Origin of the sequence: Thalassotalea castellviae (assembly GCF_031846185.1) — a bacterium.
Lineage (GTDB): Bacteria > Pseudomonadota > Gammaproteobacteria > Enterobacterales > Alteromonadaceae > Thalassotalea_H > Thalassotalea_H castellviae.
Window position 1 is genome coordinate 80691 of the sequence record NZ_JAVRIF010000001.1, and the last position, 24029, is coordinate 104719.

Annotated in this window: 23 protein-coding genes; 5 read left to right on the forward strand and 18 right to left on the reverse strand. The window is 37.1% G+C overall.

Going from position 1 to position 24029, the window contains the following annotated elements; all coding sequences use genetic code 11:
- The first annotated feature begins 121 nt into the window (after positions 1-121).
- A complete protein-coding gene (locus tag RM573_RS00325; RefSeq protein ID WP_311575509.1) occupies positions 122-520 on the forward strand; it encodes a type II toxin-antitoxin system HicB family antitoxin in 399 nt (132 codons plus the stop codon).
- Positions 521-575: 55 nt separating this feature from the next.
- Here the strand turns inward: RM573_RS00325 and bioD are convergent, their stop codons facing one another.
- From bioD to bioB, 4 genes are read right to left on the reverse strand one after another with little or no spacing between them, the layout of a single operon-like run.
- Entirely contained in the window at positions 576-1265 is a 690-nt protein-coding gene (bioD, locus tag RM573_RS00330) for a dethiobiotin synthase (protein WP_311575514.1), read from the reverse strand.
- Positions 1258-2043, reverse strand: coding sequence for a malonyl-ACP O-methyltransferase BioC (bioC, locus tag RM573_RS00335; protein ID WP_311575518.1), 786 nt, complete (start codon positions 2041-2043; stop codon positions 1258-1260). The genes bioD and bioC overlap by 8 nt, the downstream gene beginning before the upstream one ends.
- Positions 2043-3185 (reverse strand): aminotransferase class I/II-fold pyridoxal phosphate-dependent enzyme, encoded by a 1143-nt coding sequence (locus RM573_RS00340; protein ID WP_311575523.1) that lies wholly within the window; start codon positions 3183-3185, stop codon positions 2043-2045. The genes bioC and RM573_RS00340 overlap by 1 nt, the downstream gene beginning before the upstream one ends.
- A 24-nt stretch (positions 3186-3209) precedes the next feature.
- The gene (bioB, locus tag RM573_RS00345) at positions 3210-4283 is read right to left on the reverse strand and encodes a biotin synthase BioB (RefSeq protein ID WP_311575529.1); all 1074 of its coding nucleotides are present in this window, start codon (positions 4281-4283) and stop codon (positions 3210-3212) included.
- Between the two features lie 104 nt (positions 4284-4387).
- Between bioB and bioA the strand changes: the two genes are divergently transcribed.
- Entirely contained in the window at positions 4388-5689 is a 1302-nt protein-coding gene (gene bioA, locus RM573_RS00350) for an adenosylmethionine--8-amino-7-oxononanoate transaminase (protein ID WP_311575533.1), read from the forward strand.
- Here the strand turns inward: bioA and RM573_RS00355 are convergent.
- Positions 5686-6048, reverse strand: coding sequence for a hypothetical protein (locus tag RM573_RS00355; RefSeq protein WP_311575538.1), 363 nt, complete (start codon positions 6046-6048; stop codon positions 5686-5688). The genes bioA and RM573_RS00355 overlap by 4 nt on opposite strands.
- A gap of 145 nt (positions 6049-6193) precedes the next feature.
- Here RM573_RS00355 and asnS point away from each other — a divergent pair, with 145 nt between their 5' ends.
- Entirely contained in the window at positions 6194-7594 is a 1401-nt protein-coding gene (gene asnS / locus RM573_RS00360; RefSeq protein WP_311575542.1) for an asparagine--tRNA ligase, read from the forward strand.
- 165 nt (positions 7595-7759) lie between these two features.
- Here the strand turns inward: asnS and RM573_RS00365 are convergent, their stop codons facing one another.
- Positions 7760-8308 carry an NAD(P)H nitroreductase gene (locus tag RM573_RS00365; protein WP_311575545.1) on the reverse strand — a complete coding sequence of 183 codons (549 nt, stop codon included), beginning with the start codon at positions 8306-8308 and terminating at the stop codon, positions 7760-7762.
- On the reverse strand, positions 8305-9009 hold the full coding sequence (locus tag RM573_RS00370; RefSeq protein ID WP_311575549.1) for an HvfX family Cu-binding RiPP maturation protein: 705 nt from the start codon (positions 9007-9009) through the stop codon (positions 8305-8307). The genes RM573_RS00365 and RM573_RS00370 overlap by 4 nt, the downstream gene beginning before the upstream one ends.
- A gap of 160 nt (positions 9010-9169) precedes the next feature.
- On the opposite strand from RM573_RS00370, the gene sppA reads away from it, so the two are divergent.
- Together sppA and ansA are read left to right on the forward strand one after the other, a co-directional pair.
- A complete protein-coding gene (sppA, locus tag RM573_RS00375; protein ID WP_311575552.1) occupies positions 9170-11026 on the forward strand; it encodes a signal peptide peptidase SppA in 1857 nt (618 codons plus the stop codon).
- Between the two features lie 78 nt (positions 11027-11104).
- Positions 11105-12118, forward strand: a complete 1014-nt coding sequence (ansA, locus tag RM573_RS00380; RefSeq protein ID WP_311577375.1) for an asparaginase — start codon at positions 11105-11107, stop codon at positions 12116-12118.
- Positions 12119-12146: 28 nt separating this feature from the next.
- Here the strand turns inward: ansA and RM573_RS00385 are convergent, their stop codons facing one another.
- The 11 genes from RM573_RS00385 to lolA all read right to left on the reverse strand — a co-directional run bounded on the left by RM573_RS00385 (position 12147) and on the right by lolA (position 24028).
- Entirely contained in the window at positions 12147-13220 is a 1074-nt protein-coding gene (locus RM573_RS00385) for an ABC transporter substrate-binding protein (protein ID WP_311575555.1), read from the reverse strand.
- 102 nt (positions 13221-13322) lie between these two features.
- Positions 13323-16127 (reverse strand): DUF349 domain-containing protein, encoded by a 2805-nt coding sequence (locus RM573_RS00390; RefSeq protein ID WP_311575558.1) that lies wholly within the window; start codon positions 16125-16127, stop codon positions 13323-13325.
- Positions 16124-16450 (reverse strand): YeaC family protein, encoded by a 327-nt coding sequence (locus RM573_RS00395; RefSeq protein WP_311575563.1) that lies wholly within the window; start codon positions 16448-16450, stop codon positions 16124-16126. Before RM573_RS00395 ends, RM573_RS00390 begins: the two co-directional genes overlap by 4 nt.
- A gap of 1 nt (position 16451) precedes the next feature.
- Positions 16452-16781, reverse strand: a complete 330-nt coding sequence (locus RM573_RS00400) for a hypothetical protein (protein ID WP_311575566.1) — start codon at positions 16779-16781, stop codon at positions 16452-16454.
- A 90-nt stretch (positions 16782-16871) separates the two neighbouring features.
- Positions 16872-18368, reverse strand: a complete 1497-nt coding sequence (locus RM573_RS00405) for an alanine/glycine:cation symporter family protein (protein ID WP_311575569.1) — start codon at positions 18366-18368, stop codon at positions 16872-16874.
- A gap of 50 nt (positions 18369-18418) precedes the next feature.
- A complete protein-coding gene (locus RM573_RS00410) occupies positions 18419-19546 on the reverse strand; it encodes a M14 family metallopeptidase (protein ID WP_311575575.1) in 1128 nt (375 codons plus the stop codon).
- Between the two features lie 65 nt (positions 19547-19611).
- Positions 19612-20016 carry a TlpA family protein disulfide reductase gene (locus RM573_RS00415; RefSeq protein ID WP_311575579.1) on the reverse strand — a complete coding sequence of 135 codons (405 nt, stop codon included), beginning with the start codon at positions 20014-20016 and terminating at the stop codon, positions 19612-19614.
- A gap of 287 nt (positions 20017-20303) precedes the next feature.
- Positions 20304-21584, reverse strand: coding sequence for a serine--tRNA ligase (serS, locus tag RM573_RS00420; RefSeq protein WP_311575582.1), 1281 nt, complete (start codon positions 21582-21584; stop codon positions 20304-20306).
- A gap of 24 nt (positions 21585-21608) precedes the next feature.
- Positions 21609-22010, reverse strand: a complete 402-nt coding sequence (gene crcB, locus RM573_RS00425; protein WP_311575586.1) for a fluoride efflux transporter CrcB — start codon at positions 22008-22010, stop codon at positions 21609-21611.
- A complete protein-coding gene (locus tag RM573_RS00430) occupies positions 22003-23358 on the reverse strand; it encodes a replication-associated recombination protein A (RefSeq protein ID WP_311575589.1) in 1356 nt (451 codons plus the stop codon). Before RM573_RS00430 ends, crcB begins: the two co-directional genes overlap by 8 nt.
- Positions 23345-24028 carry an outer membrane lipoprotein periplasmic chaperone LolA gene (gene lolA / locus RM573_RS00435; protein WP_311575592.1) on the reverse strand — a complete coding sequence of 228 codons (684 nt, stop codon included), beginning with the start codon at positions 24026-24028 and terminating at the stop codon, positions 23345-23347. Before lolA ends, RM573_RS00430 begins: the two co-directional genes overlap by 14 nt.
- Position 24029 lies beyond the last annotated feature (1 nt).

Below are 24029 nucleotides of genomic sequence, written 5' to 3' on the forward strand. Positions count from 1 at the left end.
CGATTTTAGGGTTACCAGAGTTATTAATGCTAATCTAGCGGAGTTATCAGGGTTATTAGTTGTTGACCATAAGGGGTTATCAGGGTTACTATGATAAACTCATTAAAAAGGGACAAAAACAATGAAATACCCTATTGCACTAAAAAAGATTATTGGCAGTGAACACTATAAAGTTAGCGTGCCTGATCTACCTGGTTGCGAGTGTCATGCTACGACCATTGATCAAGCTTTAATCGACATAGAAAAAAGCATGGCATCACACTTTTCGATTTTGGCTGAATATGGGGAAAGTATTCCTCATGCGTCAACGATAGAGAAACATCAGGAAAGTATTAATCAGGTAATTTGGTGTTTAGTTGATATCGACATCACGCCCTATTTAGGCAAAAGTCATAAAATTAACGTGACATTGCCAGAGCTGTTAATTAAACAAATAGATGATCGGGTGAGTAAATCAGAAGCACATAAAACACGCTCTGGTTTTATTGCCAGTGCGTGTTTACAAGCATTAAATAATTAACTTATGTATGACAGTTATATTCTAAAGACGCTTATGTTTTAAAAGTACAAGCGTGTTAAAGATGAGCCAGAAGCGGTTGTAAATTAAATTTAGCCGCTGCTTTTTGTATATCGGTTTGTTTATCAAGTTGTGCTAGCAAAGGCATAGGAAAAAACTGTGATAGTTCAGCAATGTTTTCCTCAAGATATGGCATGTTGTCTAGGCAATTTGCCACCCAGCCTACACACGTTAAACCGTCTGAAACAATTGCTTGATAAGTTAAAATTGCATGATTTAAACAACCAAGTTTCATATTAACTACGAGAATAACGTCTTGCTTGCTGCTTTGAACAAATTGCGATAAAAATTGTCCATTACCTAGCGGTAGGCGCCAGCCACCAGCCCCTTCAGTGATCACAACATCACAATGATTATTGGTGATACTCTGATAATGTTCATCAAGAAAAGCTAAATCTATCACCTTATTATGTTTTTGAGCGGCAATATGCGGTGCAATGGGTTCTTCAAAAGCAATCGGGTTTACGTTCGCTAACGATTGTTGACAATTTGAAGCATTTGCCAGTAATAAGGCATCTTCATTAACAAGCTGGAACCCCTGCTGCATTTCGACTTTATCACAACCTGCTGATATTGGTTTATAAACAGCAACGGTTAATTGCTGTACAACAAGTGCAGTAATAAGCGACTGCGCCACATAAGTTTTACCCGCATCTGTGTCAGTAGCAGTAATAAAAAGTTTAATCATTTAGTTTTACCATTAAGCCAGAAAAAACTTTATACGTGGCAGGATAAATACCACTAGGTTCAAGAAAGTCCTGATAAGAAACCATCATTTTTTGCCATTTATCTTTACCTGCTAAGCCCTTTGATTGCTTTTTAGGCACTTGGTTAGCGCCTAAACCTTTTAGTTCTTTGGCAAGATGAAGCACATTTTCATATTCTAAAACAATATCTTTGTTTGAAAATTCAATTAACTTTGATTCATCGGTATTGAAGATCGCGGAAAGGTCTTGTTCAGTTTTAAAATCAATAACATGTTTATCATCATCAACTTGTGCCCACGACGATTTTAGTTCGAATAAGGTTCCATCGACTAACGTTGAAAAGATAAATAAACCACCTGGTTTTAACACTCTAATGATTTCAGCTTTTAAAACAGGTAAAGCTTCACACCATTGGATCATCAAATTAGAATAAATCAGATCAATGCTACCATTTGCAAAAGGTAACTGGTAAGCGTCGGCTTCTAACCAAACAATTGACTCATTTCGATTGTGTTTGGCAAATTCCAACATTTTCGTCGATATATCTAAACCAATCACTTGATGATATCGAGACGCTAAAATATCAGTAAAAAATCCGGTTCCGCTGCCTAAATCTACCACGGTTAAATCGTTACGATTTGGTAACCAAGGCATTAAATTTTTTCCGCTATAACGTTGTAAACGAGCAGAAATATCGTACGACTCACTGGCTGAGCCAAATGATCGCGCTATCTTTGATAAATTTATATTTTCTGGCATCAATTGATGGCCTTATTAATGTTTTCAGCTAAGTACTTGATATCTTGTTTATTATGATTAGCACAAATAGTAACACGTAACCGAGATGTGCCATTAGGAACAGTCGGAGGTCTAATTGCTGTTAACCAAATACCCTTAGCTTTTAATTTCTCTGCAATGTCTAAGCTCTTCTTTTCATCACCGACGATTATGGCGTGAATTGATGAGGATGTTGGGATCATTTCGATGTTATCATTTAAACTTTTGGCAAAAAGTCTACTTAACTCTGCAATTTTTTCACGTCGCCAATTGTCCTTTTGAATAATTTCGACACTCTTATTTGTTGCCCAAGCAATTGCCGGTGACATTGCGGTTGAATAAATATAATGACGTGAAAAATTAATCAAATAATCATGCAGTGTTTCATCACACGCAATAAACGCACCTGATGTGGCAACAGCTTTGCCAAATGTCGCCATAACGATATCAACGTGCGGATTAATACTGACACTGCCTTGACCTTTTTCACCTATGATCCCAAGGCTATGAGCATCGTCTAAATATAGCCAAGCTTGGTGTTTTTGCGCGATTTTTTGTAAGGCATTTATATCGGCTTGATCACCATCCATGCTAAATACTCCTTCAGAAACAATAAGATTGTTTGCTAAAGATTTTTTCAGTAATAATTGTTCCAGTTGCTGATAGTTATTGTGTAAAAAGCGTTTCACTTTCGCTTTTCCTGACAATGCTCCATCGATAAGCGATGCATGAGAGAGTTTATCTAACCAAAATTGTGTTTGCTCACATGCTAAAGCACTCAATAGACCATGATTTGCAGAAAACCCACTATTAAATAACAAACACTTTGGTTTGTTTAACCATTCGCATAAAGTATTTTCTAACACGTTATGAGCATAACTAAAACCAGTCACTAAACTGGAAGAACAAGACGATACACCAAATTTACTAACCCCTTCTTGTAAAGCATGGTTAATATCGGGGTGTTGATTTAACCCTAAATAATCATTCGAAGAAAAATTTAAATATTCTTTATCATTACAGAAAAGGTTTGCTTCTTGTTGCTTTGCAATACATTGGCGTTGCCTGAAACGATGGGTAAGTTTTTGCTGAGCGAGTTGCTCAGCAAGATATTCAAAAGCCATAATGTTTAGTCAGTTAAACGCAGACTATGCTTGAGTAGCATCATAAAACAATTCACTGTTCTGCTGATTGATCACAGCAGTGTGAATGGCTTTTTCGTCATTTTGATCAGGGCTATCAACCGTTTCAGTATTTATCCCTAATTTTGCAAATAACTGCATATCTTTATTCGCTTCAGGATTACCTGTGGTTAGTAGTTTACAACCATAAAAGATTGAATTAGCTCCAGCTAAAAAGCACATGGATTGCATTTGTTCATTCATGGCATCTCGGCCTGCTGATAAACGAACATGACTTTTGGGCATCATGATACGGGCAACGGCAATACAACGAATAAAATCGAAATGATCTAAATCGTCGACATCTGCTAATGGCGTGCCTGCTATTTTCACTAACATGTTAATTGGCACACTGTCAGGGTGCTTAGGTAAATTCGCGAGTTGGGCTAAAAACGAGACACGGTCTTGTGCTTTTTCGCCTAAACCAACAATGCCACCACTACACACTTTCATGCCGGCATCTCGCACGTTTTGTAAGGTGTCTAAACGGTCTTGGTAACTACGGGTAGTAATAATTGAATTATAATGCTCAGGTGAAGTATCAAGATTATGGTTATAGTAGTCTAAACCAGCTTCTTGTAGTTCACCGGCTTGATCGCTATCAATCATGCCTAAGGTCATGCAAGTTTCCAACCCCATGGCTTTTACGCCTTTCACCATTTCTACAACATATGGCATATCACGAGCTTTTGGGTTTCTCCATCCGGCTCCCATACAAAAGCGTGTTGAACCTTGTTCTTTAGCAATTTTTGCGGCTTCAAGTACTTTTTCTACTTCCATTAACCGTTCTTTTTCTATGTCCGTGTTATAACGAGCACTTTGAGAACAATATTTACAATCTTCAGGACAAGCACCTGTTTTAATAGACAATAATGTACTGACTTGCACTTCATTTGGATTGAAATTTTCACGGTGAACCGTTTGTGCTTTAAACATTAAATCATTAAAAGGTAAGTCAAATAATGCTTTCACTTCAGCATGTGACCAATCGTGACGGATTTGACTATTGGGGTTAATGCCTAATTGATTATCTTGAACCATTGCGCTACAGCCTATTTTAATTGAAATTGCATCATATAATTTTAACGGGTAGTCTATGGCGCATTAGCGAGTTGTCAACAAAAAACACCACAAAAAGTTTACATATGAACAATAAACATACAGAATTACTTGAATTTGATCGCCAACACATCTGGCACCCTTATACGTCAATGTCAAAACCATTACCGTCATACCTTGTCGAATCTGCTCATGGAGTAGAAATTAAACTTTCATCCGGTGAGACATTGATTGATGGTATGTCTTCTTGGTGGTCAGTTTTACATGGTTATAATCATCCTGTACTTAATCAAGCGTTAACAGAACAAGCTCAGGATTTTTCTCATATTATGTTTGGTGGCCTTACTCATCAACCGGCGATTGATTTAGCCAAAAAGCTGATTCATTTAACCCCGAAAACATTAGACAAAGTCTTTTTCTCTGATAGCGGCTCTGTTGCAGTAGAAGTCGCATTGAAAATGGCGTTGCAATATTGGCAAAGTAAAGGACAAGCAGATAAGTACCGAGTTATGACCGTCAGAAACGGCTATCACGGTGACACTTTTGCAGCAATGTCCGTGTGTGACCCCATTACAGGTATGCATCAAATTTTCGAAAAAGTACTGATGAAGAGTATTTTTGCTCCTGCACCAAGTATAAACATTGATGAAACTTGGCACGATGATGAAATCACGACACTAGAAGCTTTATTTAAACAACATCATCACGAAACAGCCGCCTTTATTATTGAGCCTATTGTTCAAGGCACTGGCGGCATGCGTTTTTATCATCCTAATTACTTAAAAGCGGTACGTCAGTTATGTGATCAATATCAAATTTTATTTATCGCAGATGAAATTGCCACAGGTTTAGGCCGTACAGGAAAATTATTTGCTTGTGAATGGGCTAATATTTCACCTGATATTATGTGCTTAGGAAAAACATTAACCGGTGGTTACCTAACCTTAGCAGCAACCCTTTGTACGGCTGAAATAGCGCAAACCATTAGCGAAGGTGAAGCCAGTTGTTTTATGCATGGCCCCACTTATATGGCTAACCCCCTTGCCTGTGCTGTTGCAAATGCGAGTATTGACTTATTAATTAATCAAGATTGGCAACATAAAATTAGTTCGATTGAACTACAGTTCCAACAACAATTATTACCATTAAAGCAATGTAACAAAGTAGCCAGTACTCGTGTGCTTGGCAGTATTGGGGTGGTTGAAACCACTCATGCGGTTAATGTGGCAACGATTCAAAAACGTTTTGTTGAGTTAGGGGTTTGGATCCGCCCTTTTGGTAAGCTAATTTATATCATGCCGCCGTTAGTGATCAACAAGACACAAATAAGCCAACTGGTTTTAGCGATTAAAACTGTCCTTTCGGAAGATGAGTGTTTTCTCGATTAAACCAGTCTAGTAACAATATAAGCAACCCATGCGATAGAGACAATAAACAATAGAAAGACATTAAATTGTTTATTGTCGGTTTTTCTTCTGCTGCGATATTTGTGCACAAAAATAGAGATATAGCTAAATAAAGCACTTAACCATAACATAATATATAAATACCCAGTCAAAGGTGTTAACCAGAATTTTCTAATCGAGATATTGTGATAACGTAAAACACCATAATCATTTTCAGGTGCTGCATAGTACGAAATGATCAACGCAATGGTAAATAATCCCCACGCTAACAAGGTAGAAATACGAATAGCTTTTAACCAAAAATCTTCTGATCGCCTCCGTTCTTGTTTATCTGACTCCATAAAAATGCCTTTGATTTAAAAATTTATAAAAATTCATCAATAATTAGACCGTAAAACTCAACTTTTACTTGTTAAACAGTACAAGCACGGTAACATATCCCTCCTTATTTCGAGAACAAAAATTTACTAGCAAAGAGGTTGATAAATGTCAGTTATAGCAATTACTGATGTCTTAGCAGGACAATACCCTGTAAACGAAGAAATAACCATCAACGGTTGGATCAGAACTCGCCGTGATTCTAAAGCAGGTATTTCATTTTTAGCGATACATGACGGTTCATGTTTTGATGCCATACAAGCAATTACGCCAAGTGAACTAGACAATTATCAATCTGAAGTTTTAAAACTGACTACCGGTGCTGCAGTTAAAGTGACGGGTATTTTAGTTGAATCTCCAGGTAAAGGTCAGTCATATGAAATTCAAGCAACCAATGTTGTCGTTCATGGCTTAGTGGATGATCCTGATACTTACCCAATGGCAGCTAAACGTCATAGTATTGAGTTTTTACGTGAACAAGCTCACTTACGTGCACGAACAAATATTGGTGGCGCTGTCACTCGTGTTAGAAATAGCTTAGCCCAAGCGGTTCATCGCTTTTTACATAGCAAAGGTTATTTTTGGATCAGTACCCCTTTAATTACCGGCAGTGATTGTGAAGGCGCAGGTGAAATGTTCCGCGTAAGTACGTTAGATATGGAAAACTTACCGAGAACAGACAAAGGCGATGTTGATTACCAAAAAGACTTTTTTGGCAAAGAAACCTTTTTAACGGTTTCAGGCCAACTAAACGTTGAAACATATGCATGTGCCCTTTCCAAAGTGTATACCTTTGGGCCAACCTTCCGTGCTGAAAATTCAAATACCACGCGTCATTTAGCGGAGTTTTGGATGATTGAACCTGAAATAGCTTTTGCTGATTTAGCCGATGCCGCCGATCTGGCAGAAGAAATGTTGAAATATGTTTTTACTGCTGTACTTGAAGAACGTGCCGACGACATGGCGTTTTTCCAACAACGTGTTGATAAAACCGTCATTGATCGTTTAAATTCAGTGATCAATAACGACTTTGTTCGCCTTGATTACACTGACGCAATTACCATTTTAGAAAACTGTGATAAAAAGTTCGAAAATCCTGTTTCTTGGGGAGTTGATTTAAATTCAGAGCATGAACGTTATTTAGCAGAAGAACACTTTAATGGCCCAGTCGTTCTACAGAACTATCCAAAAGATATTAAATCGTTCTATATGCGTTTAAATGACGATGGTAAAACGGTTGCTGCAATGGATATTTTAGCACCAGGTATTGGTGAAATTATTGGTGGTAGCCAACGTGAAGAACGTCTTGATGTCCTTGATTCGCGTTTAGCAGAAATGAACCTCAATCAAGAAGATTATAGCTGGTATCGTGATCTACGTAGATACGGCACTGTGCCTCATTCTGGTTTTGGTTTAGGGTTTGAACGTTTAGTAGCGTACGCAACAGGTATGCAAAATGTTCGTGACGTGATCCCATTCCCAAGAACACCAAATAATGCGGCTTTTTAGATAATTAAGTGTATCCTACACTGCATTAATACCTTATGAATTACAAAGCCCTTTAATAAGGGCTTTTTTTTGTCTTGTTCATTTTATCTGCTTTATCTAACACGGCTTTAAAAGCAAGTCAGTACCCTTTGACACGGGATGAGTTATCAACAGAAACCGGCCGAATTATAAATAACTGACCCGATCATCATATAGTTTTGTTGGTTTTAACGGTAACGATTTAGCTTGCGTACCAATATATAAAAAGCCAACGATATCTTCATGTAAATCAATTGATAACGCCTGTTTAACATGATCATTTAAACTTAAATCCCCTGTTCGCCACATCGCACCATAGCCTAATGCTACGCTGGCCATTTGCATGGCATGTACACAACAACCCGCCGTGATAAGTTGCTCATGTTTTGGTACCTTATCGTGGCGTTGATATTGAGTGGAAACAACCACAATTAACGGTGCTCTAAAAGGCATTTTCGCTGTTTTATCTAACTTAGCTTGATCTGTCGTTGAGGGTTTTATCGCCTGAACAAAAATATCACTGAGTTTTGTTAATCCTTCATTTTGTACAACGGTGAAGTGAAAAGGTAATAATCCTGCATGATCAGGCACCCGCATCCCTGCTGTTAAAATAAGTTCCAAGTCGGTTTTATCGGGTGAAGGCGCGATTAATTGAGGAGTAGATTGACGAGTAATAAGCAGATCTATTGCATTCATATTCTATTTTTATTCACTAAACGAGGTTTTAGCCAGTGATTATATAGGTAATGATCTATGCTGGTAAACCTCCCAGCACCAATAAAAAACAACGCCAATAATAATATAAAATAAGTCGACGCAAACTCAATGCCATTATTTAGCACAACGATTGAGCCTGTTTCATATAACCATTCAGTATGACCATTTTCTGCTAATAACCCCCGCATGGCTTCTAAACGTTTAGCCGCTTCAAGGCTATTGTCTAAACTGCTACTTGCCTGTTCAAAGCCTAACCAAACGAACACTTTGGCAGGACTAATATCTGGATTTGTTGGCGTAATGGCAAACCATCCATTTTCGCCATGAACAGCAGTGGCGGCAATGATCATGGTAAACATTAGAGGAATTGAAATTAATCGAGTGAATAATCCGAACAAAAGTAGCCATCCTCCTAAAAACTCACTCCAAGCAGCTAAATTAGCTAACAGCTCAGGAAAAGGTAAACCAAGTCCCCAGTCAGCATTACCTAACCATTGGACGATATCTGGCGAGGCAAAAAATTGCTCTATTCCAGACACAGAAGGATCCGATAATTGTAGTTTGCTATAACCTGCCATAATAAAAACAGGAGCTAAATATAAGCGAATCAGAAAAGCCGGTAAGCCATTAACGTAATGGAGTTTATCCAATAATTTATGGTAAAACGAAATCAGCAACATAAGTCATTTTATGTAAATAAAGATACTTATAAGAACCCTGCTCACTAACAATAATTTCAATGGATTAACAAAATATGTATTTTTTTACAATTATTACTACATAAAGGGGTGAGATTTCATTAGCATAGGGTATTAATTTTAGTCGGTAACATGGTTATTTATGAATGAACATCCAAGTGCAATTAAGCGCATCTCAAAAAGTCTTTTTGAACTCCTCAATATCTCCCGAAAAATTATCGTTAACTTAGTATTTTTTACGGTGTTATTGCTGTTATTTATTGTATTAACTGCCGATGAAGACGAAATTAATGTTCCCAATAAAGCGGCACTGGTATTAAATTTAAAAGGCGATATTGTTGAACAAAAACAAGAAATTAAACCAATGGATGCTTTTTTAAATGAAGCGTTTGATCAACCTCCTGAAACTCCAGAGGTGTTATTGGCTGATATCATCAATGTGATAGATACCGCAAAAAACGATAATAGAATTCAGGTATTAGCATTACAATTACAAGGCATGAAAAGTGCGGGGTTAACCAAACTAAGAGATATTGCTGAAAGTATCGAAGCATTTAAAGCAACAGGTAAAAAAGTTATTGCATACGGCGATCATTTTCAACAAGACCAGTATTATTTAGCCAGTTACGCCGATGAAATTTGGTTAAACCCAAATGGCTGGATGATGTTAGATGGCTATGGCCGCTACCAATTATATTTTAAATCAGCATTAGAAAAACTGTCTATTAGCCAACATATCTTTAGGGTTGGCACTTATAAATCTGCCGTTGAGCCTTATATGCGTGACGATATGTCCCCTGCTGCCAAAGAATCCAATAAACAGTGGTTATCAGATCTATGGCAACAATATAAACTCGATGTTGCTAGTCAGCGTGAATTTAGCATAGATAATTTTGATGAAACCACTGATGCCTTACTGGAAAAACTGCAGCGTGTAGACGGAAAAATAGCACAATACGCGTTAACCAATCATTGGGTTGATCAATTAAAAACTCGCCAAGAAATCACCCAAGAAATGATTTCACTCGTTGGTCAAAATAACCACAATACTTTTAATCAAATATCATTTAAAGAATACTTAAAAGCAACATCGGATCCTTTTCCCGCGTATCAAAACACTGGTGATCAAGTTGCTTTGATTGTTGCCAAAGGGACTATATTAGATGGCACGCAAAGCCCAGGTACCATAGGTGGTGATAGTACGGCTCGATATTTGAAAAAAGCACGCTTAAACAGTCAAGTAAAAGCCGTGGTGCTTCGGGTTGATAGTCCAGGTGGTAGTGCTTATGCTTCAGACATTATCCGCCAAGAAATAGAATTAATAAAAGCGGCAGGTAAACCTGTGATTGCTTCTATGGGCACTTATGCAGCCTCGGGTGGCTATTGGATTTCTGCACCAGCAGATAAAATTTTTGCATCGCCAACAACTATCACAGGGTCTATTGGTATTTTTGGTTTCTTCATGACCTTTGAAAACTCATTAAGTCAACTTGGCATTCACACTGATGGCGTTGGAACAACCGAAATAGCGGGTTTTGGCGTAACACGTCCTCTAAACGATGGCATGGCGCAAATTTTTCAATTAGGCATTGAGCGTGGTTATCAAGACTTTATTGAGCTGGTAGCGAGTAATCGAAATATGTCATTAGAACAAGTAGATGCTATTGCTCAAGGGCGCGTTTGGTCAGGTATGCGAGCTAAGGAACTAGGTTTAGTGGATGAATTAGGTAATTTAGATGATGCGATTAATGAAGCGGCAAACCTAGCAAAACTTGATTCGTTTGAAACCTTATTAATCGAAAAAGAACGTTCACCACAAGATCTCTTTTTTGAAAGTTTCTTTGGTCAAGCAGTAAAAATATTGCCTGAGCAGCAAGTTCGAACACCGAACGTTATAGATAAATTACTCTTGTCTATACGAAATGAATACCAAGCCCTTAGTAAGCTTAATGATCCACAAGGGATCTATTCATTTTGTTTAGCTTGTCAGATAAATTAACTCATGATCTAAAACAAATATTTGTTATTATAGCCCCGACTTCCGGGGCTTTTTAATGCTCTTAACTAACAGATTATAATAATGAAGAAACGAATATACATTGCTTACACTGGCGGTACCATTGGTATGAAAGCTAGTCAAAATGGTTACATACCCGTTAAAGGTCATTTAACCGAATCAATAAATGCCATGCCTGATTTTCATCGTGAAGAAATGCCTGATTTCACTATTCATGAATATCAGCCATTAATTGATTCATCCAATATGACACCAGCTGACTGGCAAAGAATTGCTGATGATATAGATAAAAACTATCACGCTTACGATGGTTTTGTTGTTTTGCATGGCACAGATACTATGGCTTATACCAGTTCAGCCTTGTCGTTTATGTTCGAAAATTTATCTAAGCCTATTATAGTAACAGGCTCGCAAATTCCTTTTAGCCAATTACGTTCAGATGGACAGGTGAATTTACTCAATTCATTATTTATTGCCGCAAACTACCCGATAAACGAAGTTGGATTATTTTTTAATAATCGATTATTTCGAGGAAACCGTTCGATAAAAGCTTATGCAGATGGCTTTAATGCGTTTGATTCACCAAATATGTCACCGCTGTTAGAAGCCGGTATTAATATTAAAGTACTTGCAGGAAAAATAAATGAGAGCACAAACAACAAAGTGACTCTTTCTAGCATTACTCCTCAACCGGTAGGGGTTGTGCATTTATATCCTGGAATAAGTGCAGAGCTGATTAAAAATATAATCAAGCAACCTGTTAAAGCCCTGATTATTAGAAGTTATGGGGTTGGTAATGCCCCTCAAGATGAAGCTTTACTTAACTGTTTAGCAAAGGCACATCAGCAAGGGATCATTATTGTAAACTGTAGTCAATGTATAAAAGGTACGGTAAATATGGATGGTTACGCCACCGGAGTTTCATTAAGTCAATGTGGTGTGATCAGCGGTGCCGATATGACTCTAGAAGCGACTTTGACGAAATTACATTATTTATTAAGTCAAAATTTTTCCGCCGATGAAATTCGCTCTAAATTACAAGAAAACTTACGCGGTGAGTTGACGTTAAATTAGTTCCACGAAATGTTTGTTAACTTAAACCTTAATTGAGCATTTGCATGACTAAGGCAATATCAAAATTATAATGGTCATTATTCGTAGTTGTTAAAGTGAACACATTAAAATCCACCTTTTGCCACGCTACTTTTTCCGCAAGTAGATAAAAGGTATCAATATTGTCTTGATCAATAACTTGTAGGTCATAAGTTTTTTGATCAAGACCTTTGATGAAAACATTTTTATCATGATGGTGATCATATATTTTTATTAACCCCCACGCCGCTTGAAAAATATGCCCTCCTACCGTAGCGACTAACTCTTTCGATTTCACTTTTTCGATGGCTTCGACCGTCCAATCAAAACCACCAATTTTCATCTTAGGATTCACTTCTTCGTAGCCACTTTTAACAGAATCAAGTACCCCTAGCGCCATACCATCTGACGCAGCCCAAGCGATATCTATTTTCCCAAATCGGCCGGCCATTTGATGAATAATATATCGGCTTCTTTCACGACTCCATATAGCCGGAGCTACTTGTAATAACTCAATATTTTCGTGTTTATCAATACTTTTCTCTAAACCTAACGTTCGTTGAGTTGATTCGCCACTGAAACTACCCGCAAGTCCGGCGACTTTCAATATGTTTTGGTTATCTTTAACAGCCCCAGCGATTAAGGTATCCGCTAATAGTTCTCCAGCAGCGGTATTGTCATGAAAAATTTCACCGAGCCAATAACGATATTTTTCTTGGGGTAACTCAAGAAGTTTTTGTTCTTCAGGTAAAAGCGTGCGTTCTAAAGTGATAAAAGGGATTTTAGCATTCTCCAACGTGGAAAATGACAGCTCTGAGTTGCCATCGTAAGGCATAAACATCAAATAATCAGGTAAGATATTTTTTGAAGTGACGGTTTGAATGGCCTGTAAATTAAAGACTCGGTTATCTTTGCCATACACAACGGTTAAATTGATATCAAGATCTTCAGCGGCCGCTTTTGCGATGGCGGTTACTCTATCCCAAAAAGGAGTTCCCGGCACAGAAGGATTAATAAAGGTGACTTCAATCGCAAAAACTTGCGATTGACACAGCAACAAAAACAAAAAATAAACATACTTCATCTGATTTCTCCTAAAGTATGTTATTTAATATAGCAGTGTTTCAGAAATATTTTATTTCAGCATGAAAAAGCATTTTTTCCCGATAGAAGTTTCAGATACTGATTATGTTTCGATAAAGATCTTATGTACCCGTGCTAATAATGGTTTATCTTCCGAGCTAAGTTGTCCTAAATTAAGCCATTCAAAAAACTGTTCTTCTAAATTAAATGTTTCGCCAGATGACATATGGCTTTGCATTAATTCTACTTGAATGGCTAATCGCTGTTGTTTGTCTTCATCAGGAGATTCAACTTTTGCCATAATTTCTAATGCAATCGTTTTAGCAAGACGATCGTTCGGATCACATGATTCACTCGTTAAGTTCGCCAATTTTTTCTGCCAACTCATCGGTAACGCGTTAAAGTCGTTGCTGTCTGTAGCTATAGTGCTGTCGATAGACTCTGTAAGTATCGAAAATACACGTTGCCAATTAATAACACGTTCTTGTTGTTTCAATTGTGTGAGTGTTTTTTGAAAACTTACCTGTAAAGTCTCAATTTTTTGTTGAACTGCTTTAAGTGGAACTGCCTGTTGCGCCACTTTATCTTTAAGTTGTTTTAAATCACTTAGACATGCCTTTAAAATTTTACTCGAGTTGTCTGTTGACACTTTCTGTTCAATCTCAACCAGCGATTGCATAAAATCATTAGACATTTGTATTGCTTGTTCTTTTTCTTTGTTTTGTGCTTCATTTCTTCGTGCGAAGACTTGATCATTTATCGTTCTAAATTGTTGCCATAATTTATTTTCATCTTTTGGACCGCTGTAACCTATGTCACGCCATTTAGTTTGTAACTTTTTAACGTGATCAACCGCCACTTGAATGTTTTCTTCGGCTAACACTTTTTCAGCTTGTTTTATTAACGACAATTTTTCATCTTTATTATTAAGATGATGCTGATGAATCGCCAGTTTAATAGGCTTAAGTAAGGTATTAAATTCTTCATTGAGTGTTTTATATTTTTCTCTATCAACCTCACCTGCATCACGCCACTTTTGCTTTAATTGATTAATTTTTGCGTCAATTGATTTCCAATTAACATTTTCTTCATCAAAATTCGCCGTGAAAGTAGCGACCTCTTCGAGGATAGTTAACCGGTTAGTAAGATGGTTAGCACGGATTTTATCTTGCTCTGCATAAAACAATCGACATGGAGCAAACGCCTGTTCACAAGCGTGATTAAACTTATCATTCAATTCTTGTTCAACATCATCTTCAGCATGACCTAAAGCATTCCATTGTTGACGAAATGCTTTTACCTTACTTGCTTGTTCAATGGGATTATCTAAAGGAACGTTAACCAACAGATTGATTTGCTCGAGTAATGCTTGTTTTTTCGGCGTTGAAACATAATGTTCCCAATCACTGAGTTCATTGATTTTTTCCTGCGCGGCAGTAAACTCGCGTTCTAATCTATGCTGTTGTTGACCACTTAATAATTCATAGCTGGATTTGATCTTTTTGAATAAGCCAAAGCAAGGATTAAATTTCCCTTGGGATATTAACCGATTGAAATCATTCAGTTTTCGCTGTACCTGATGAAAGTTTTGTTTTTGTTGTTGATGTAAGGGTTTTAATGCTATATCCCACTGATTAACAATCACTTGGTATGATTGCACAATAGAGTCAGGTAAGCTGCCATTTGATTTTTCACTGATAAGCTGCCAATTTTCTAGCCACGCTTGATAGCTCGCTTCTTGTTCTCTTAATTGGGTTAAATTTTCAGGCACAGCATGTTGCGACATCTTAGAGATAAGATGCGTGGCTTGCGTTAACGACTCAGCTATTTCAGGTAACTTTGACAGTTTATTTTTTATTACTTCAACTTGCTTAATAAACGTATGTTTTTCTTTTGCTGCTAATACGGATGTATCGATAGTTGCTTGAAGTTGAGTAAGTTGTTGAATAAATTCGTCTTCATCTATTTGAATACTATTAAAAATAGCATCACTTAAAGATTGCTCATATTTTTGAATATGTTCAGCAAACTGTTTAGTGAGCAATTGTTTTTCTTTTTCTAAAGCATCAGCGATCTTTTGTTGTGCAAATAATTCGGCTTTCACGGCAAATATTTTTTCAAGCTGATCATTAATATCTTGATATTTTGTAGTAAAAGTTAACTGTTGTGATTCTTCTAAGCATGTAAAGTCAGTGGTTAAATCACCCCATTCTTTCGTTAAAGACGCTTGTTTTTCCAAAACGGTTTGATAATCACTGACATCCTTTAAGGCAAGGAGCTTAGCTAAAATTAATTGCGCTCGCTTGGCAATTTTAATCGGTTTTTCTTGTTCAATTTTTATGGCAATAATTTTAGCTTTTATGGATTCAGTAATTTCAGCTATCGTGCTTTTTTTCAATAATTTTTCTAAATTATCAATACTTGTAGCTTGTTCAACTAAATACTGTTGGATTTCAATATGGTTATGGTGTTTGAATACGGTTAAAGCTAATTGCGGTTTCGCAAGTTTTTGGTAAATGGCGATAACTATTTGTGGGTCTGACTCTTCTTTAAGCCAGGTTTCTAAGAATGCTAATGTTGGCTGTTCATTTAAATAAGCCAACTTTTCATCTTTGGATAATTTTAAGCTCCGCTGATTTAAAATAATCGCTACAACTTCTTTTCTCGCATAATCACGAACATTAATGTCATCATTGTTTTCACTAGTTTGTTGCCAAAGTGAAAAATCATTGAATTTAATTAAAACGGCACGACGAACAAGTTCATTGGGATCCTTTGCTAATAACGAGAGTAAAATGTCTTTTTGTTCGACATTAGAAATATCTAAGTCATTGTTAACAGCACTAATGCGCGTATTACTATCTTTACTTTGCCACGTACTTTTATTGCGGAACCGAGAAAAAATCATATATCAGTAAACCTAGCTATATCGTCTTGTATTGGCGTGTTTTCTTTATTACACGCTGTTATTTCACCCTTGTTATTATCTGCACTAAATTGACTTTTTAATTCACGTTTGGTTTTAGTGACTAACTCACCATCTGAGCCAACAGTTAACATTTGATCTGAATTTAAATGTCTAGCTTGATACGCCATAGAAAGTTGTAATGCAGAATCTCGTTGTGCTTGTTCAACCGGAGTACCTTCTGGCCATTTACCGGTTTCTGCTGCATGTTTTAATCGTTGATACATCTCTGGTGACATATTATCGACGACTTGGTGTAGATCCATATTATTTACTCTCTCGTTTTAATAAGATTAACTGCACTCGCGTAGCGATATAGATAAAAAAACCAATTACGGTAGATCCTACGGAAAGGTAATATTGCCATGTGCCAGGCTGCACATTCTTCCAGTAATAAACTAAGAAGCCACCACAAAACATTAACATTGCAATAAATGACCATGTCATAATGCGTTGTGATTTATTGATACGTTCAACTTGCCTATTCGCAGCAAGTTTTTCTTCATCTAAGTTCACTAAATCAATTTGACAATGTGAACATGATTTGGCTTTATCGGAAATTTTTTTACGACAACTTGGACAATTTATAACAGCCATATCTTTCCCTCTTAATTTCAATGGCGATATTCTACCTAATTAAAATAAAAAAAACGCCCTTATGGGCGTTTTTTATTAAATAATTCGATATTATTTTTTACTATCGTTTTCGAATTTTTTTTCCCAAAAGTCAGCATTTTTAATCCCTAATGATTTAGGATCAAATGTGTACTCACTTACACCTTCTTTTTGCTGTCGTTCATAATCTTTTAATGCTTTTATAGCAGGTTTAGACATAAAGAATATGATGATAATTCCGATAATATTTAACCACGCCATAATGCCAACACCAACATCCCCCATTCCCCAAGCAGCACTTGGCTCTGCGACGGTACCGTAAAAAACAGCGCACATAATTAATAGTTTTAAGAAAAATCTTAATACTGGGAATTTAATCGTTCGATTTATATAAGAAACATTGTTTTCAGCAATAAAGTAGTAAGCTAATACTGTTGTGAATGCGAAGAAAAACAATGCTAACGCGATAAATGGCTTACCAACGCCAGTTAATACACTATCCACTGCTATTTGCGTGAAAGCGGGACCATTGATCACAACATTTTCCGCTAAATTTTGTTCAACGAAAGCGGTTGCTCCTTCTGGCATCACGTTATATGACTGAGTAATTAAAATCATAAACGCTGTGGCAGAACAAACAAATAACGTATCAATGTATACAGAAAATGACTGCACTAAACCTTGTTGAGCGGGATGGTCAACTTCTGCAGCAGCTGCAGCATGAGGTCCAGTACCTTGACCGGCTTCATTAGAATAAACACCACGTTTTACCCCCCAACCTATCGCGGCACCAAAACCAGCCATTGGTGTGAATGCATCTGTAATAATCAGTGAGAATATTCCCGGTAATTTATCAATATTTAACGCGATAATTGAACATGCAATGATAATATAAGCAAGCGCCATAAATGGCACAACAACTTGCGTGAAACTAGCAATGCGTTTAACTCCGCCAAAGATAATAAAACCAAGAATTATGACAATAAAAACAGCGGCATATACTTTGGTTAATGGTAACTCTCCAATAACAGAATTAACCGTGCCCCCTTGACCAAATACATTTACTAATGCATCACCAATACCATTTGATTGCACAACCGGTAGTAATAAACCACAAGCTAAAATAGTGGCAAGCGCAAACGTCCATGCATACCATTTTTGCCCCATGGCTTTTTCAATATAATAAGCGGGACCACCGCGATAAACGCCATCTTCTTCTTCTTTATAAATTTGTGCGTTGGTCGATTCAATATAAGCTGTGGCAGCGCCTAAAAAGGCTACAACCCACATCCAAAACACAGCACCTGGACCGCCAAAACCAATAGCGGCAGCTACACCAGCAATATTACCGGTTCCGACTCGACCAGAAAGAGAAACTGCAAGCGCTTGGAATGATGAAATGCCTTTCTCGGAACTTTTACCTGACATTAACAGGCGCCACATTTCTCTAAAATGACGAATTTGGGTAAAGCGTGTGGCAATGGAGAAAAATATCCCGGCACCTAAACAAAGGTAAATAAGATACGAACTCCAAATATAACCATTAAGGGTATCGACTAATTCTTGCACTATTAACTCCTGAAATTATTATAATTATTTTATATGTAGTGGGTAACGGATTATCGTAACTCATCTACAATATGATAAATAGCCGTTAAAACATCTCGACCAAATAAACTACTTCTATTATCAGACCAACCTACACTATGATCTGGCAGTAAGTCATTATCTTTAAATGGCATTTCAATGGTATAGGATAAACACTTGAACTGTTCACCAACCCAAGTTGCACCCAGCGTCAGGTTTGCTTGACCTGCTTCGTCTTTATCATAACCAAACTCATCTTGAAACTCTGGCGTGATCGCTAATAATATATCTTTAAAAGATTCTTCCAATGAATGATGTCGTTCATCGTACGAAGGAATACCTTCACAACCAGCAACAAAATTATACGGAAGCGCTTCGTCACCGTGTATATCAAGAAACATATCAACGCCTGTTTCTAACATTTTATTTCGCACAAGGTAAACTTCAGGACTTGTTTCCATGCTAGGTGTAGCCCATTCACGATTTAAATTAGCACCAGCAGCATTTGTTCTTAAGTTACCTCTTACGGAGCCGTCAGGATTCATATTGGGTACTAAATAAAATACTGCTTTATTAAGTAAGGCACGAGCAACTCCATCATCTTCATCAAGTAATCTATCAATAAAGCCTTCCATAAACCATTCGGCCATAGTTTCACCAGGGTGTTGTCGCGCAGTTAACCAGATGACTTTTTTATTTTCACCTTCTTCACCCACTTTTAACACCGACATATCTCGTCCGTCGATTGTTTGCCCTAATACTTGCAATTGACAGTCAACATCTAACTGAGCTTGGTGTAATAAGTCTTGGTGGCGCTCATAACTATAGGGCGTAAAATAAGCAAAATACACGCTATCGTGATCGGGAGTAAAAGTGATAGTAAGGTTTTCACCATCGAATTCTGTAGGAACTCTAAACCAATGTTCTCTATCGTAAGAAGCAAGTGCTTGATAATTTTCCCAACCGTCAACAAACGCAGATTTACCAGCATTTCTTATCGTCATAATATGTTCTGCACGAACATTATTATTTAATTTAAAGTGAAACCATTGGAAGAAATCTGATTGATTATCTTTATTTATTTCTAAAATAATATTGTTGGGGGTATCGGCTTCTATAACATGAATGTTGCCGCTATCAAATTGAGCAGAAATTTGCATAGGATAAGATCTATTTTATTATTTGAAAGTCCTAGTGTACACAATCAGATATCAGATCAGAAGTACTAAAATGATCTTAAATAAAGACCTATCTCCGTTGAATATCCGATAGATTTTGAAATAACTGTATTATCTTCATCAATGACATAATAACTCGGATAACCGGGAACTTTGTATGCTTGTTTAACATTTTCATTGCCGATTGCGACCGGAAAAGTTAATTGATGCTGAGCGACAAAAGCTTCAATTTCTTCAACATCAACAAAATCTAAGGCAACCGCTATCACATTTATTGTTTCATTTTTCTCATAAAGTGCTTGTAAATTTTCGATACTGGCATGACAAATACTACACCATGGGGCAAAAAAGTAGATGACTGTTTTTTCATTAGCCGTTAATGAAACCACCTCACCTGTTACTGTTGGTACATTAAAGTTTAGCGCGCTTAAATTTTGCTGCGTATCAAGCATTCTTGATTCTTTAAACCAAGTGAGTAATTGAAAAATAACAAAAAATATTGTTATTTGAATAACTAAATTTTTCAACAAAATTAAACTCTACTTTGACAAGTCTGTTTTTATTAAGACCTAAGTAAACGATAAATAATTCGTTAAGGCGACAATTTTTTTAACTTTACGAATAAACATAAAAATGAGCTTATTAGATACCATTGATTATTCATTTAGCAAAAAAAATCCGACCAAAAGCCGGATTGTTATAAAACGAAATCATCGTCGTTAATGAAACATAAACGCAATTAACTAATCTTAGTTAAACCTTTCATATAAGGTTGTAAAACCGTTGGAATATTAATACTACCATCTGCTTGTTGGTAATTTTCTAAAACCGCAACTAAAGTTCTTCCCACGGCTAAACCAGAGCCATTTAAGGTATGGACTAATTCAGGTTTATTGGTTTGTGAATTTCTAAAACGAGCTTGCATACGACGTGCTTGAAAATCCCCCATATTTGAACAAGAAGAAATTTCACGATAAGTATTTTGTGCCGGCAACCACACTTCAATATCAAAGGTTTTGGTGGCGCTAAAGCCAATATCACCGGTACATAACACAACTGTACGATATGGTAATTCGAGTTTTTCAAGAATTTTTTCAGCATGACCGGTTAATTCATCTAACGCGGTAAACGAATCTTCAGGTTTAACAATTTGCACCATCTCAACTTTGTCAAATTGATGTTGACGAATGAGCCCGCGAATATCACGCCCTGACGAGCCTGCTTCACTGCGAAAGCATGGTGTATGAGCGCACATTTTTATCGGTAATGCTGATTCTTCAACAATTTCATCTCTGACTAAGTTAGTTAAAGGGACTTCTGCCGTAGGGATCAGTGAAAATTGACGATTGGCTAAATCTGTGTGAAATAAATCTTCACCAAATTTCGGTAATTGTCCCGTTCCATACAATGAATCGTGATTGACAAGATAGGGTACGTACATTTCTTGATAGCCGTTTTCTTCACTATGTACATCAATCATAAACTGAGCAAGTGCACGGTGTAATTTTGCAATATTGCCTCGCATCACCGCAAATCGCGTTCCGGCTAATTTAGCCCCACTTTCAAAATCTAACCCTTTATCTAAAGCGACAGCAAGATCAACATGATCTTTTACTTCAAAATCAAAAGTTTTTGGCGTTCCCCAACGTCGCACTTCAACATTGTCATCTTCACTTTCACCATGAGGAACAGAGTCATGAATTAAATTGGGGACGGCTGATACAATGGTAGATATTTGCGCCAATACCGCTTTCTCTTCTTCTTTAGCGGCTTCAAGATCTGCCCCTAATTGATTTACTTCTGCGAGTAACGGTTGAATATCTTCACCACGTGCTTTTGCTTGTCCGATAGATTTAGAGCGGGTATTTCGTTGACTTTGCAATTCTTGTGTTTTTACTTGAATCGCTTTACGTTGCTCTTCTAATTGCGTTAATAAAGCAGTGTCTAAGGTATAACCACGTTTAGCCAGTTGTGCTGCAGTAGTTTCAATGTCTGTTCTAAATAATTTTGGATCTAGCATTATTGGTCACGTCTGAATGTAAGTTTATTTATTAAAAAAAGTAACTAAATAAATGCCTATACCCGCTGCAAATATACATAAGCTTACATTGAGTAGCACATTTATCATGGCTTTAAATAGTTCACCTTGTTGCATTAATAATAATGTATCAAGGGAGAAGGTTGAAAAGGTGGTAAATGCCCCTAAAAAACCAATACCTATTAATGTTCGGTAGATGCTAACTTCAATAACACCTTGTTCAATGAGTCCGTATAACGTTCCCATTATTAATGAGCCGGAAATATTAACCGCCAGCGTCGCAAAAGGGAATCCTTTTCCGAGCCAATTTAATATTAATTGCGAAATATAAAACCGCAAACTCGCCCCACCTGCTCCACCAAGAGCAACAAAAGCATATAAAGTGAAATTACTTACCGAATTAGTCATAACGTTTATCTTGTGATTGTTGATCTAATTGTTTTAAGAAAGCTAATTTTTCTTTTAATTGTTTCTCCAAGCCACGGTCACTTGGTTGATAGAAACACGTATGGGCAATAGGTTCAGGAAAATAATTTTCTCCGGCAGCATAAGCATTGGCCTCGTTGTGCGCATAACGATATTCACAGCCATGCCCTAAGTCTTGAGTGATAGCACTGGTCGCATTCTTTAAATGTAAAGGAACATCAAGGTTTGCCGTTTCTTTTGCTAACGCCATAGATTGCTTAAATGCTTGATAAACTGCATTACTCTTAGGAGCTAACGCCATATATACCGCTGCTTGAGCGATTGCACGCTCACCTTCACTTGGTCCTACACGTTGGAAAGTATCCCAAGCATTAATCGCTAATTGCATTGCTCTAGGATCAGCATTACCAATATCTTCACTGGCTATGGCTAATAAACGTCTTGCCACATAAAGCGCGTCACCACCGCCGTTTAATATTCGAGCATACCAATAAAGTGCAGCATCAGGATCTGAGCCCCTAACCGATTTATGAAAAGCGCTGATCATATCGTAAAAGGCATCACCACCTTTATCATATAACGCTATTTTATTGCCCGCCACTTGCTTTATTTGTTCACTTGCAATAATAATTTCATCATTAATAGCATCAACTAAATCTAAACAATTCTCTAATAAATTCAGTAGCCTTCTCGCATCACCATCAGCTAATTTAATCAACTGATGACGAGCATTATCTTTAAACTTGATGTGCAATTGCTGTGTGCGAGTTAAGTAATTTAAGCCATTTTCTAAGACATCGGCTAAATCAAGTTCCGTTAATTTTTTAAGTGTATAGACTCGAGTTCTTGACAGAATCGCTTGGTTAAGTTCAAACGCTGGATTTTCGGTAGTGGCACCAATAAAGATTATCGTACCGTCTTCAATATGAGGTAAAAAAGCATCTTGCTGACTTTTATTAAAACGATGAACTTCATCAACAAAAAGAACGGTTCGTTTTTGTTGATGTATTGCCCTATCTTTTGCGTTGCTGATCGCTTCTCGAATATCTTTTATCCCTGATGTGACAGCAGAAATTCGGGCTATTTCAGCGTCAGCATGGCTGGCAATAATTTCTGCTAGGGTTGTTTTGCCGGTTCCTGGCGGTCCCCAAAAAATTACCGAATGACACTTTCCTTGTTCGATCGCTTTTTGTAAAGGCATCCCCGCAGCTAATATATGTTGCTGCCCTACGTAATCGTTTAGGGTTTTAGGTCTTAACTTTGCTGCAAGCGGTTGAAAATCAAGATTGTCATCGAAAGTTAAAGATAATTCGCCGTTAGCGCTGGTCATCGAGATATACGCCATCTGGTAAGATAAATTTAAATAAATTAGGCTCAATAGTCTGATTAATCGCGACATCAGCCAGTTTAATAACACTTAATTGGCCGGTTGAGTCAATTATACTTAAACTTTTCAGTATGGCGCTATTGGAAACAAAGTTCAGTTCAAGTGTTTTAACACGACTATTGATGTCATTGGCATGAATTAAAAAATCATCATGATTGGTTTGAGTCACGCTATATTGTTGCCACAATACTTTATCCGTAGACGTTAATAATAAAATGGGAGTGTTAGCCACTGAGTCGTCAACTCGATATGCTGTTGCTTGCTCTATAAAAGGGTCGTAAAACCACAAGGTTTCACCATCTGAAACAATCACTGATTCTTCAGGTTGTTCCGTTTGCCAAAAAACTAAATTGGGTTTTTTAACTGAAAGTTTGCCATGGCCTTCTTGTAAAATATTTTGTTCTTCATCGATCACTTGCTGAGAAAAGGTCGCTGAGAAATGGTCAAAGCCAGATAAACGTTCCATCAATGCTTGCTTTGCCATAGAAACTTGTTGCGACTCTGAGCTAGCGAATACATCAGTGGATTGCTCAGCAAAGATTTTTGCTGGCATAAATAACAATGCGCTACAAAGCAAATGAGCCGATAATAATTGTTTTAACGTTAATTTCATG